13 protein-coding genes are annotated in these 13060 nt (G+C 31.5%); 7 read left to right on the top strand and 6 right to left on the bottom strand.

Annotation, left to right across the window (positions count from 1 at the left end; genetic code table 11):
* Positions 1-61: 61 nt before the first annotated feature.
* The 5 genes from GBO31_RS05220 to ruvX all read right to left on the bottom strand — a co-directional run bounded on the left by GBO31_RS05220 (position 62) and on the right by ruvX (position 4021).
* On the bottom strand, positions 62-1705 hold the full coding sequence (locus GBO31_RS05220) for a CTP synthase (RefSeq protein WP_219007265.1): 1644 nt from the start codon (positions 1703-1705) through the stop codon (positions 62-64).
* 354 nt (positions 1706-2059) lie between these two features.
* The gene (locus tag GBO31_RS05215) at positions 2060-2479 is read right to left on the bottom strand and encodes a DUF5606 family protein (RefSeq protein WP_219007264.1); all 420 of its coding nucleotides are present in this window, start codon (positions 2477-2479) and stop codon (positions 2060-2062) included.
* A gap of 113 nt (positions 2480-2592) precedes the next feature.
* Positions 2593-3183 (bottom strand): peptide deformylase, encoded by a 591-nt coding sequence (gene def / locus GBO31_RS05210; protein ID WP_219007263.1) that lies wholly within the window; start codon positions 3181-3183, stop codon positions 2593-2595.
* A 49-nt stretch (positions 3184-3232) separates the two neighbouring features.
* Positions 3233-3577 carry a four helix bundle protein gene (locus GBO31_RS05205; RefSeq protein WP_219007262.1) on the bottom strand — a complete coding sequence of 115 codons (345 nt, stop codon included), beginning with the start codon at positions 3575-3577 and terminating at the stop codon, positions 3233-3235.
* 33 nt (positions 3578-3610) lie between these two features.
* Positions 3611-4021 carry a Holliday junction resolvase RuvX gene (ruvX, locus tag GBO31_RS05200; protein WP_219007261.1) on the bottom strand — a complete coding sequence of 137 codons (411 nt, stop codon included), beginning with the start codon at positions 4019-4021 and terminating at the stop codon, positions 3611-3613.
* 126 nt (positions 4022-4147) lie between these two features.
* Between ruvX and GBO31_RS05195 the strand changes: the two genes are divergently transcribed.
* Both GBO31_RS05195 and GBO31_RS05190 read left to right on the top strand, forming a co-directional pair.
* Entirely contained in the window at positions 4148-4963 is an 816-nt protein-coding gene (locus GBO31_RS05195) for a 2,3,4,5-tetrahydropyridine-2,6-dicarboxylate N-succinyltransferase (protein WP_219007260.1), read from the top strand.
* Between the two features lie 156 nt (positions 4964-5119).
* Entirely contained in the window at positions 5120-6184 is a 1065-nt protein-coding gene (locus tag GBO31_RS05190; protein ID WP_219007259.1) for a glycosyltransferase family 9 protein, read from the top strand.
* Here GBO31_RS05190 and GBO31_RS05185 read toward each other — a convergent pair.
* Entirely contained in the window at positions 6181-7050 is an 870-nt protein-coding gene (locus tag GBO31_RS05185; RefSeq protein ID WP_246615770.1) for a glycosyltransferase family 2 protein, read from the bottom strand. The two genes, GBO31_RS05190 and GBO31_RS05185, sit on opposite strands and share 4 nt — an antisense overlap.
* 18 nt (positions 7051-7068) lie before the next feature.
* On the opposite strand from GBO31_RS05185, the gene GBO31_RS05180 reads away from it, so the two are divergent.
* The 5 genes from GBO31_RS05180 to GBO31_RS05160 all read left to right on the top strand — a co-directional run bounded on the left by GBO31_RS05180 (position 7069) and on the right by GBO31_RS05160 (position 13055).
* Complete coding sequence (locus tag GBO31_RS05180; RefSeq protein WP_219007258.1) at positions 7069-7830, top strand: glycosyltransferase family 2 protein; 762 nt, start codon at positions 7069-7071, stop codon at positions 7828-7830.
* 176 nt (positions 7831-8006) lie between these two features.
* Positions 8007-10382: a TonB-dependent receptor gene (locus tag GBO31_RS05175; RefSeq protein ID WP_219007257.1), complete on the top strand. Its 2376-nt coding sequence runs from the start codon at positions 8007-8009 to the stop codon at positions 10380-10382.
* Between the two features lie 12 nt (positions 10383-10394).
* Positions 10395-11261: a DUF4249 domain-containing protein gene (locus tag GBO31_RS05170; RefSeq protein WP_219007256.1), complete on the top strand. Its 867-nt coding sequence runs from the start codon at positions 10395-10397 to the stop codon at positions 11259-11261.
* Between the two features lie 10 nt (positions 11262-11271).
* Positions 11272-12312 carry a sensor histidine kinase gene (locus GBO31_RS05165; RefSeq protein ID WP_219007255.1) on the top strand — a complete coding sequence of 347 codons (1041 nt, stop codon included), beginning with the start codon at positions 11272-11274 and terminating at the stop codon, positions 12310-12312.
* A complete protein-coding gene (locus tag GBO31_RS05160) occupies positions 12309-13055 on the top strand; it encodes a LytR/AlgR family response regulator transcription factor (RefSeq protein ID WP_219007254.1) in 747 nt (248 codons plus the stop codon). The genes GBO31_RS05165 and GBO31_RS05160 overlap by 4 nt, the downstream gene beginning before the upstream one ends.
* Positions 13056-13060: the final 5 nt, after the last annotated feature.

The following is a 13060-nucleotide window of genomic DNA, read 5'->3' as shown; positions in this document are numbered from 1 at the left end:
TTAATTTATCAGACACGTTTTCTAAATTTATGTTACTTTTTATTGTCAATTATCTCGCCACTTAAGAWTTTTGTGCCACTTTGACATCTTCGGAGCAATTAGAATAAGCAACTGCTGCTTTTACAAATGCTACAAACAGAGGATGAGGATTTGCAACCGTACTTTTATATTCTGGATGATATTGTACTCCAACAAACCAAGGATGTTCTGGTATTTCGATAATTTCTACTAGTCCAGTTTTGGGATTAATTCCAGTGGTTCTAAGGCCAGCTTTTTCTAATTGTTCTTTGTATTGATCGTTATATTCATAGCGATGTCTGTGTCTCTCAGCAATTAGAGATGTTCCGTATGCTTCGGCAACTTTACTATTTTCTACAAGTTCACAATCCCAAGCTCCTAATCGCATCGTTCCTCCCATATCAGTAATGTTCTTTTGTTCTTCCATTAAACTAATAACCGGATTATCGGTACTCTCATCAACTTCTACAGAACATGCATCTTTTAATCCTAAAACATTACGCGAATATTCGATTACTGCCATTTGCATTCCTAAACAGATACCAAAAAATGGCAATCCTTTTTCTCTGGCATACTGAACAGCTTTAATTTTGCCTTCAATTCCTCTTTCTCCAAAACCTGGTGCTACTAAAACACCATCTAGATGCGCTATTTTAGTTTCAATAGTTTTTTCATCTATATATTCAGAGTGGATACTCTCTACATTAACTTTTACTTCATTTTCAGCTCCAGCATGAATAAATGCTTCTAAAATTGATTTATAAGAATCTTGTAATTCTACATATTTTCCTATAAGACCAATAGTAACTTCACATTTCGGATTTTTATGTCTTGTTAAAAAATCATTCCACTTATCTAAATTTGGAACATTATCATCTCGTAATACAAGTTGTTTTAAAACTACCGCATCTAATCCTTCTTCTAACATCAAATTAGGAACATCATAGATAGTTGAAGCATCGATTGATTGGATTACTGCTTCCTTCTTTACATTACAGAACAATGCTAATTTTCTCCTTAGATCCTCGGATAATTCATGTTCTGTTCTACAAACCAAAATATCTGCCTTAATACCACTTTCCATTAAAGTTTTTACACTATGCTGGGTAGGTTTTGTTTTCAACTCTCCTGCTGCAGATAAATATGGTATAAGCGTTAAATGGATTACAAGAGCATTAGTATCTCCTAATTCCCATTTGAGTTGTCTAACAGCTTCTATATAAGGCAAGGATTCTATATCTCCTACAGTTCCTCCTATCTCAGTAATTACGATATCATAGTTGCCGCTTTTTCCAAGAATTTGTATTCTTTCCTTTATCTCGTTGGTAATATGCGGAACAACTTGTACAGTTTTACCTAAGAATTCTCCTCTACGTTCTTTTTCTATAACACTTTGGTAAATTCTTCCGGTAGTAACATTATTAGCTTGAGAAGTAGGAGTATTAAGAAAACGCTCATAATGTCCTAAATCTAAATCAGTTTCCGCACCATCATCGGTTACATAACATTCTCCGTGCTCATAAGGGTTCAATGTTCCCGGATCAACATTTATATATGGATCTAGTTTTTGAATTGTAACTCTATATCCTCTAGCCTGAAGCAATTTTGCTAATGACGCAGCTATAATTCCTTTTCCTAATGAAGAGGATACGCCTCCGGTTACAAAAACATATTTGGTATTAGCCATGTAAACTTTACTATTTATTATGTACGGTTGTGTTTAAATTTTGCGCAAAAATACAAAGAAGAACCCAAACAAGACATTGAAAATCGGGCAATATTTCTATTACTTATTCACACACTTAAATTTTAGTAATTATCTAATAATAAATTAATTATAAAATTGAGAATGTGTGTTACCACTTCGTTCTCTCATTAAAAATTTTAAATACTTCTTTTTGTGAAATAATTTTTAAAATTCTTAATGTTCGTTTCATAATTCTTCAACAGCATAAAAAACTGAAAATGAATATTTAAAGTTAAAAAACAAAAAATCCCATCTACCTAAGATGGGATTTTTCATTTATACTAGAAAAACAATTTATTCTTCTTCATCAGATTTAGATGCTTCAGGGTCTTCAAAATCTGTAATCCCTTTAGCTTGCAAAATATTATACCATTGTATTACTTTCTTCATATCACTAACATATACTCTATCCTCATCATAATCAGGTAATATTTCGCTAAAATAGGATTCTAACTTATTCTTGGACTCTTTATGACTTATTGCTTTTTCTCCATTTTCTTTTTCTTGAATTCTTTTAAAAATCTCTCTTAAAGGAACCTCTTCTGCAAATGTATAAATGGCAATTTCACTAAGAATGCTAACATTGTTCTGAATGCTCACAGATAGTTTTTTTCCATCTGCTAATGACTCTGCTACAAACCCACTACGAGTTTGTGCTTTTAATTCATATAAACCTGGTTTTCCAGAAATTGATAAAATTTTGTCTAAGCTCATAAATTTCTTTTTCGAAGTTGGCAAATATCAACAGTTCAATTTTAAAAATCAAACTTTAGCCAACATAAATTATTATGGTAATTCTTTATACTTTGTTAAATGACAATCAACTTTTAACGTCCTTTTTTGGCTAACGGAAATTTCATTCTATAATCAGCATTGATCTTTCCTTTGGAGATATTCGTTAGCTTTCCTTTTATTAAACGCTTTTTTAAACTGGATAGTTTATCAGTAAACAAGATTCCTTCTATATGATCATATTCATGTTGTATAACTCTTGCTGCCAGTCCACTAAAAGTTTCTGTGTGTTCTACAAAATTCTCATCGAAATAATTCACTTTGATTGTTTCTTTTCTGAAAACATCTTCACGAACTTCTGGGATACTTAGACACCCTTCCGTAAAAGCCCATTCTTCACCACTTTCCTCAAGAATCGTAGCATTAATAAAAACTTTTTTGAATCCAGTTAAAACTTCTTTTTCTTCATCGGAAAGTTCATCATCGTCTGCAAAAGGTTCGGCATCCACTAAAAACAAACGGATTGGAAGACCGATTTGAGGAGCCGCCAGACCAACTCCATGAGCGTTATACATGGTCTCGAACATATTTTCCAATAATTCAGACAACTTAGGATAGTCTTTACTAATTTCCTTTGCCTTTTTCTTTAAAACCGGATCACCGTATGCTACAATTGGTAAAATCATTTAGAATTTATAATTTTTATTGGATAATAAATAATCCAAACTTATTAATTTAAAGGTTTTTCGAAGCTGTTATTCTGCTTGATATAAAAATAGCTGTTAACTCTCTAGCCTCATTTAATACTTTATCTAATTCACTACCTCGTACTAATTCTTCATCTTTAAGAAATTCAATCCAAAATATACACTCATCTGATTCTTCTATTACAATACTTAATTTAGAAACGAATCCTTTTTTAGTTTGTGCTAAACAAGCTGCTCGATAATTTGCAGCTACAGATGTTGAACATCTTATTAATTGACCTTCTACATGTTTACCTAATTTATTGGTTGGAAGATCAAGCGCTAATTTAACATATTGATGGGCAAAATTCTTCGATCTAATCTTCAAATCCATAGTAAAAACACAATATTCATTAAAAAATATTCATTATAAATTATAAAGATAATCTTGTAATATAATGGTTGCACTAATTTGATCTACTAACTTTTTATCCCTTCTTTTCTTTTTAGATATCCCACTAGCAATCATGGTATCAAAAGCAATTTTAGAAGTAAACCGTTCATCTATTCTCTTCACTGGAATATCGGGTAATACTTTTGCTAACTTTTCCAAGAAAGGCTGAATTAACTTCTCACTTTCTGAAGCTTCTCCGTGTAATCTTTTAGGTTCTCCTACCACAAATAATTCCACTTCTTCATTAGCAACATATTGCTGTAACCACTTTAGTAAATCCTTAGTATCTACTGTTGTTAATCCAGAAGCGATAATTTTAGACTCATCCGTTACCGCAATACCACATCGTTTTGCTCCATAATCTATTGCTAAAATTCTTGCCATACACTATTTTGTGCAAAAGTATAATATTATTATAAAATAGTACGAATTATTAAGAGTATCCTAAAATATTTAATCAGCGTATGATTTTCGAATGAAGCTATTATCTTTACCAAAATTTTTTAATACATGAACCAACTAAAAGAAACCATAGAAAAAGCGTGGGATAATAGAGAGCTTTTAAAAGAGTCAGAAACACAAGAGGCGATAAGACAAGTTGTAGACTTACTAGATGCTGGTGAGCTTCGTGTTGCAGAGCCTGTAGAAGGTGGATGGCAAGTAAATGAATGGGTAAAAAAAGGAGTAGTACTTTATTTCCCAATCCAAAAAATGGAAACACTGGAAGCAGGTATTTTTGAATATCACGACAAAATTCCATTAAAAAGAGGATACGAAGCTAAAGGAATTCGAGTAGTACCAAATGCTGTAGCTCGTCATGGAGCTTATATTTCTGCTGGAACTATTCTTATGCCAAGCTATGTAAATATTGGGGCTTATGTAGATGAAGGAACCATGGTAGATACTTGGGCTACTGTAGGTAGCTGTGCACAAATTGGAAAAAACGTACACTTAAGCGGTGGTGTAGGAATCGGTGGTGTATTAGAACCATTACAAGCAGCTCCGGTAATTATTGAAGATAATGCTTTTATCGGATCAAGATGTATTGTAGTAGAAGGAGTCCGTGTTGAAACTGAAGCTGTATTKGGAGCTAATGTAGTTTTAACTGCATCTACTAAAATTATTGATGTTACTGGAGATACTCCAGTAGAAATGAAAGGTGTTGTTCCTGCAAGATCCGTCGTTATTCCTGGAAGCTACACGAAGAAGTTTGCAGCAGGAGAGTATAATGTACCATGTGCATTAATTATTGGTAAGAGAAAAGAAAGTACCAATAAAAAAACTTCACTTAATGATGCTTTAAGAGAGCATGATGTCGCGGTATAATTAGAAATAAATCAGTATACTTGTGAGCTTGTCTTTTGTTAGGGCAAGCTCTTTTTTTAAATCGTAAACATGAAATGAGTCATAAAACTCTGTTGATGCTTATCTAAATAATTCGTGACGAATTACATATGACAATTAAAAAATAAAAAAGAATAGATGAAAATATTAGTCATTCAGCAAAAAATGATCGGAGATGTGCTTACTAGCACCATTATTTGTGAAGCGCTTACCAAAAAATATCCGGATGCTACGATTGACTATTTAGTAAACTCTAATACGAAACCAGTAATTCTTGAGAATCCATATTTTCATAATATCATCGAATTCAAAAATGAGTATCGGAACAGTAAAAAAGCATTTTATTCATTTTTAAAAGACATCAAAAAATCTAAATACGATGTAGTCATTGATGCATATGGTAAATTAGAAAGTAATCTAATTTCGTATTTTTCAAAAGCACCAGAGAAAATATCTTTTTACAAATGGTATACACGGTTTGTATATTCAAAAGTAATTTATAGAAAGCCTGCACCTATTACAAATGCATCAATCGCGATAGAAAACCGCTTACGATTAGTTTATATTGAAGACGAATTGACAAATAATATCATACGGCCTAAAATCTTTCTTACCGAAAAAGAAAAGAAAGCATCCAAATCTTATCTTGAAACTAATAAAATCTCTTCTGAAAAAAAGTTGATTATGATCAGCGTATTAGGAAGTGAAATGAGAAAAACATTACCTTTTGAATATATGGCAAAGGTTATTGATGAAATCGTCTCAGTTACAAAAGCTAATATTTTGTTCAATTATATTCCTAGCCAAGAAGCAGATGCAAAAGCTATTTATGATGTAACTAATGGAACTACCAAAAAACATATTCATTTCGATGTTTTTGGAAAAAGCTTACGAGAGTTTATCGCAATACTATCACACTGTGATGCTTTGATTGGTAATGAAGGTGGCGCAGTGAATATGGCAAAGGCGTTAGATAAGCCTACTTTTACTATTTTTTCTCCTTGGATTATCAAAAAAGACTGGAATATGTTTGAAGACGGACATCAACATGATTCTGTACATCTTTATGATTTTAAACCAGATTTATATGGAAATAAATCTCCCAAAGAAATGAAAGACAAAGCTCTGGAATTATACCAAAATTTTTCTTCGGAATTAATCATTCCTAAATTGAGATCATATCTCGAGAACCTAAAAAACTAATCTTTTTCGATTCCGAATGGAGTTCTGATGACTTTTTCTCGTTTTGTAACTTTCCGTATTGCGTTATTCCTAGTAATCATTTCCGGTGCTACATATCCTCTTTCATGATATAAATGCAGACAGATTGCACTGTATCGTATTTGTTTTGCCTTGATACCTAAATTAAATAAACGCTCACCAATTTCCCTATCTTCTCCTCCATATTGCATACGCTCATCAAAACCATTTACAAGCAAAACATCTTTTTTCCAACCAGAAACATTCATTCCATCCCAAGTAGCTTTCGTTGGTGTTATAAAATTCAGAAAATGTTCTTTAAAGCCTCTGGAAGTAAGTTTATTCAATTTAAAAGAAGATGGAACTCCTTTCGATTTCAACCAACCAACATCAAAGCATCTTTGACTATTAATATCATCTTTAGTAATTTCTTCAGAAGTGCCCTTCGGTAATTTAAAATATCCTCCTGATAAAAACCAACCTGCTTTTCTAAGCTTCAAATGTGTTTCCAAAAAATCATTTCTTGGTATGCAATCTCCATCTGTAAACAATAGGTAATCCGATTTTGCAACAGGAATTGCTTTATTTAAAATCATGGTTTTGCGAAATCCCAGATCCTCATGCCAAATATGCTCTATGGGAAACTTAGATGTTTTGGAAAATTCAGAAATCAGCTTTCCTGTTTCTTCTGTAGAACCATCATCTGCAATAATGACTTCAAAGTTGTTTACACTTTGATGTTCATATCCTAATAAAACTTTTTGCAACCATTTAGGTTGATTATACGTACTTATGATGACTGTTATTTCTGGTAATTGCATTGCCGTAAAAATAACTATTTTTGCACGATACGCTATACTTAGCTTCATCAATTTTAAAACACCCTAATGATCAAACTATCTGCTGTTATAATCACCTATAATGAAGAAAAAAAAATAGAACGATGTTTATCTTCTTTAGTAGGAGTAGTTGATGAAATAGTTGTTGTAGATTCTTTTTCAACGGATAGAACAGAAGAAATTTGTCAACAATTCAATGTTAAGTTCGTTAAGCAACAATTTTTAGGATATATCGAACAAAAAAACTTCGCTATAACAAAAGCTTCCCATGATCATATCATTTCTTTAGATGGAGATGAAGCTTTATCTGCAGAACTTCAGAACTCCTTGATACAACTAAAATCTAATTGGGTACATGATGGTTATTACACGAATCGCTATAATAACTTTTGCGGACAATGGATAAAGTTTTCTGATTGGTATCCTGATCGAAAATTAAGAGCTTTTGTCAAAGGAAAAGGAGAATGGCAAGGTATCAATCCACATGATTCTTTTAAATTATACGATCCTAAAAAAGCATCAAAATTGAAAGGAGATATCTTACATTGGAATTATACTACATATCAGGATTTTAATCTTAGCACAGATAAATTCTCTACCATATCTGCACAATCCTATTATGACTTAGGAAAAAAAGCTCCTATGTGGAAAATTATTATCAATCCAAGTTGGGCGTTCTTTAAAGCCTATTTCTTACGCTTAGGTTTTTTGGATGGATTTAATGGTTTTGTTATTTCAATTCAAACTGCCAATATCACATTTCTTAAGTACTCTAAATTAAGAGAGTTAATAAAGAAAAAAAGTAGTTAAACTACTCTTTGGGAAAGTACATCAACAATTCATTCATTTACTAAAACGCCTAAATTCCAATTCTATTTATTTGAATAGATAGCCGTTTATCAGATTTTTTCAAGGTTTATCATTTTTTAAAATATCCAACCATACGAACCGCATAGTTTTAAGTACAATTTTAAAACAAAGTTCGTATGATCAAAAGATTGGTATTCCTATTTTCTTTTTGCACACTAAGTGTTTTTGGACAAGAAAAATTTACGATTAGTGGATATATAAAAGACAATAGTTCAGGAGAAAAATTGTTAGGTGTAAACATAATTATTGATAATGCCATTGGCACAACCACAAATGACTACGGCTATTRTTCTATTGCTGTCGAAAAAGGAGCTCATCAAATAGAAATTAGTTATTTAGGATATAAAACTATTCGTCAAGAGATTACCATTACCCAAAGTCAAAAAATAGATTTTAATTTATCAGAAGAATTAGCTGAGCTTGATGAAATTATAATTTCTTCTAACAATACAAGAAAAAAAATAGCTTCCACAGAAATGAGTGTAATCTCATTAAAAGGAGAGACTATCAAAAAAATGCCTGCCATTCTTGGCGAACCAGATGTTTTAAAATCACTTCAACTATTACCAGGAGTATCTAGTGTTAATGAAGCATCATCTGGTTTTAATGTTAGAGGAGGATCTGTAGATCAAAATTTAATTCTACTTGATGAAGCCACCATTTACAATGCCTCTCATTTATTTGGGTTTTTCTCTGTATTTAATTCTGATGCCATTAAGAATGCAAAATTATATAAAGGTGGAATTCCTGCTGTTTACGGAGGAAGATTATCTTCTGTTTTAGATATTAAACAGAAAGAAGGAAATACAAAAGAATTTGGAGGTAATATTGGAATCGGATTGCTTTCGGCAAAAGCTTTAATAGAAGGTCCTATTCTGAAAAAAGATAAAGAAGAAGCTTCGGGAAGTTATATGCTTGCAGGAAGGAGATCATACATTGACCTATTCTCATTTCTGCTTGAAGACTTTAAAGATAGTTCTTTATTTTTCTATGATTTCAACCTAAAAGCAAATTATGATGTAAACAAAAACAATCGACTTTTCCTTTCTGGATATTTTGGTAGAGATAGCTTCGAACTTGATGGATTAGTAGGAACTATTTGGGGAAACTCATCAGCTACTCTGAGATGGACAAGTGTTTTAAATGAAAAATTGTTTCTACAAACCTCGGCAATTTATAGTAGTTATGAATATAATTTGGATAATTTAAGAACAGGGTCTGAATTTAGATGGAAATCAAATATTACTAACTATAATTTAAAGCCAAAACTATCCTGGTATATTAATAATAACAACACACTAAATACGGGTATTGATATTACTTACTACCAATTTAAACCAGGAAAAATTTCTTCTTTAAGAGGTTCCAGCATTAACGAAGAAGAATTCAGTGATAAGTTCGGTTTAGAAAATGGAGTGTATGTAGATCTAAAGCAAAAATTATCTGATAAGCTGAGTCTACAATACGGATTGCGATGGTCCAATTTTAATAGACTGGGAAGTGAAGAAATAGTTCAATATGAAACCGGAACTCCATTAACATATAATGCTGAGCAAAATATATATGAAGAAAATGAAGTCGTAGGAACTACTCAATTTGGTTCTGGAAAATCTATCGCATCTTTTAATGGTTTTGAACCTAGAATATCTGCAAGGTATTTACTAAATAACAATAGTTCCCTTAAACTGAGTTATAATAGGATGTACCAATACTTGCATCTTATATCTAATACCACTTCTCCTACTCCATTGGATGTTTGGTCTCCTAGCGGTCCTTATATAGAACCGCAATACGCAGATCAATTTGCTGCGGGATATTTTAAATCTTTTAAAGATGGAAAATACGATCTAAGTCTTGAAACCTATTACAAAAAATTGAATGATGTAACGGACTTTATTGATGGAGCAGATTTATTATTCACAGAAGATATTGAAACACAGATTGCACAAGGAGAAGGAAGAGCATATGGATTAGAAATGCAATTAAGTAAAAACGAAGGAAAACTAACAGGTTGGTTGAGTTATACACTTGCAAGATCTGAAACCAAAGTTTTGGGAATTAACAACAATGAATATTATCCTTCCAATAGTGATCAATTGCACGAACTAAACTTAGTAGGATTCTACAAACTCAATAAAAGATGGGATTTTGGAGCAAACTTTGTCTTTGGATCTGGTCGGCCTGTCACCTATCCTACAGGTAGATATGAACAAAACGGATTGGTAGTTGCCGATTACGATAATCGAAATGGAAATCGATTACCAGCATATCATAGGCTTGATCTATCCGCTACTTTAAACCCTAAAAAAGAAAAAAATGGTACTTGGACTTTCAGTCTTATCAATGTTTACAACAGACAAAATGCTGCTTCCATTTACTTCAATGAGGTTGGAGAAATCGGTGAAACTGATATTGCAACTGGAATGACACAAGCAACTAAACTTTCTTTCTTCGGTATTGTACCTAGTATCTCTTATCAATTCAAATTTTAAAATCTAAGTCTTATGAAAAATATATGCAAACTATCAATGATCATACTAACGATATTTCTAGCTTCCTGTGAAACTGATGTAACTAATGACATTACACTAAACGATGCTGCTCCCAAACTGGTAATCAATGGAGGATTAGAACGAAATATTGTAACTCCTTTACTCACACAACGAATTCAATTAACAACAACAGGTTCTTTTTTATCTACAGATGATCTTCCTGTTGTTGAAGATGCATCGGTTACAGTTGCTGATGGAACGAATTCCTGGATATTTTCGTACAACGGAAATGGATTCTATGAAAATGATGAAATAACACCAGAAATTGGAAATACCTACACTATTACGATAGTATGGAATGGTGAAACTTATGAAGGTTCTGATACTATTTCAGAAGTGCCTAGATTTGATGATTTTTATTTCGAATTTGAAGAAGAAACCATTGCTACAGATGAAGGATACTTTGTAAAGTTTGACACAACAGATCCTGCTGGTGTCCAAAACTTTTATCATTATCGTCTTTTTAGGAACAATGATTTTATTATTGTTCCAGATCCAGGAAATAGTCAAGTTTTGATCGTTTCTGATGAATTCTTTGACGGAAGACAAAGAATTGGGGTAAATCCAAATGATGAAGTCCCATTTCAAATTGGAGATATTGCTACCGCACAACAATTAGCAATATCCGAAAACTACTTCGATTTCTTAAACGAGCTATTTGTACAAACTGGAAATCTTGGAAATCCTATTATCGGAAACCCTCCTCCAGCTTCAATACGAGGAAATTTAATAAATTTAAACAATCCTAATAATAGAGCACTTGGATATTTTTATGCTGTAGATATTGAAGAAGACACCATAACGATTACCGAAAACTAAAACCAAAACATTGAACACTAACCGAATATATTTTTATTTATTCATTGTACTCTTATTCAATGCATTTCATCTTATTGCTGAAGTTTATACTGCAAACATTAAAGAAGGTTTAAAAGAAACAATCATATTATTACCCATTAGTTTCATTTTTACTTTAATAATTTTTTGGTTTAGACTGTATTTAAAGGAAAAAGTAATTCCTAAATTCATAGATATAGAGAACCGATCTCAATTTCTAATTGTTTGGACTACTGTGATTTGTATAAAAACTGTTTTTCTAACATTTATGTTAAAAGGAATTTCTTCGGCTTTATTTAATGACGATGATGACATCAATGAATCCTTTTTCGATTTAGGTTTTTGGTCAATTTTATTAATCAATTTTGCCGTTATTGTATTTGTGTATTTTGTAGAGATCTTTCTTGAATCTCAGAAGGAAAAACAAGATATTCAAATTAAGCTTACCCAATATCAAAATGAAAAATCAGTTGCCCAATACCTTGCCTTAAAAAAGCAATTAAACCCTCATTTTTTATTTAATAGTTTTAATAGCTTATCTGGTCTAATAAGAACGGATACAGAAAAAGCAGAGTATTTCTTACAAGAATTATCTAAAGTATATCGATATAACTTAACACAAAGTGAAGAAGTTGTAGTCTCATTGAGTAAAGAACTGGGATTGATCAAATCATACATAGCACTTCAAAAAATACGATTTGGAGATAATATCATCTTCGAAAATAACATTGAAGAATCTCAGCTTCACCTGCTGATCCCTCCAATGACATTAGAACTATTATTTGAAAATGCTATCAAACACAATGTTATTGAGAATAGTAAACCTTTGAAAATATGTATTAAAAGTGCAGAAAATGCAATAGAAGTGATTAACAATTTTCAACCAAAAAATAATGAGTATGAAAAATCATTCGGTATTGKACAGAAAAATCTTATTAATCAGTATAGTATATTACATTCTTCTATTCCAACTTTTAAGATAATCAACAACTACTATATAGCTTCCATTCCTTTAATCGAACCAGAAATATGATCAAAGCAATTATCATAGAAGATGAAAGCATTGCCGCAATTAGACTGCAAAATCTAATTCAGGAAGTAAGCGATCAAATTGTAATCATCAAAGTACTTACATCTATCAATGAATCTATTRATTATTTATCCAATACAAGTCCTGATTTAATTTTTTTGGATATTAATCTATCTGATGGATATTCCTTTGAAATATTTAAAATCTTAGAAATAAAAACACCGATTATCTTTACAACTGCTTATTCTGAATTTGCAATCAAAGCTTTTGAACAAAACAGTATCGATTATTTATTAAAACCAGTTTCAGAAGAAGCTTTAACACGAAGTATCGATAAATTTTTTGACCTCAATAAAGCTCAATTACCAGAATACAAAAACTTATTTCTTCATAATAGACAAGAATATAAAAAACGATTTTTAGTAAAACTTAATAATAGTCTCAAAACCATAGAAATTGATGAAATAGCTTATTTCTATACCGAAGAAAAAGTAACATTTATAACACTCTGGAATGGAAAAAAAGTACCAGTAGATTTTTCATTGAAAAAATTAGAAGAAGAACTTAATCCTTCAGACTATTTTAGAATCAATCGTAAATATATTGTGCACCTCAAATCCATTATTGACATGTATTATACATCTAAATCAAGAATAAAGGTTTCGTTAGAACCAAAAGCAGTTGAAGCTAATATTTTTGTAGCGATAGAGAAAATAGGAAAATTTAAAAAATGGCTTTCATTGTAGAGATA

It is taken from the genome of Aquimarina litoralis (assembly GCF_019295435.1).
In the GTDB taxonomy this organism is placed as follows: Bacteria; Bacteroidota; Bacteroidia; order Flavobacteriales; family Flavobacteriaceae; genus Aquimarina; species Aquimarina litoralis_A.
Note: the sequence above shows the minus strand (reverse complement) of the source record. Positions and strands in the feature narration are given on the sequence as shown.

What these genes read in the sequence shown, in the direction of transcription:
- GBO31_RS05215 (WP_219007264.1), bottom strand. Translation starts at nt 2,479, where the DNA reads ATGAGCTTAGACAAAATTTTATCAATTTCTGGAAAACCAGGTTTATAT.
- def (WP_219007263.1), bottom strand. Translation starts at nt 3,183, where the DNA reads ATGATTTTACCAATTGTAGCATACGGTGATCCGGTTTTAAAGAAAAAG.
- GBO31_RS05205 (WP_219007262.1), bottom strand. Translation starts at nt 3,577, where the DNA reads ATGGATTTGAAGATTAGATCGAAGAATTTTGCCCATCAATATGTTAAA.
- ruvX (WP_219007261.1), bottom strand. Translation starts at nt 4,021, where the DNA reads ATGGCAAGAATTTTAGCAATAGATTATGGAGCAAAACGATGTGGTATT.
- GBO31_RS05190 (WP_219007259.1), top strand. Translation starts at nt 5,120, where the DNA reads ATGAAAATATTAGTCATTCAGCAAAAAATGATCGGAGATGTGCTTACT.
- GBO31_RS05185 (WP_246615770.1), bottom strand. Translation starts at nt 7,050, where the DNA reads ATGAAGCTAAGTATAGCGTATCGTGCAAAAATAGTTATTTTTACGGCA.
- GBO31_RS05180 (WP_219007258.1), top strand. Translation starts at nt 7,069, where the DNA reads ATGATCAAACTATCTGCTGTTATAATCACCTATAATGAAGAAAAAAAA.
- GBO31_RS05170 (WP_219007256.1), top strand. Translation starts at nt 10,395, where the DNA reads ATGAAAAATATATGCAAACTATCAATGATCATACTAACGATATTTCTA.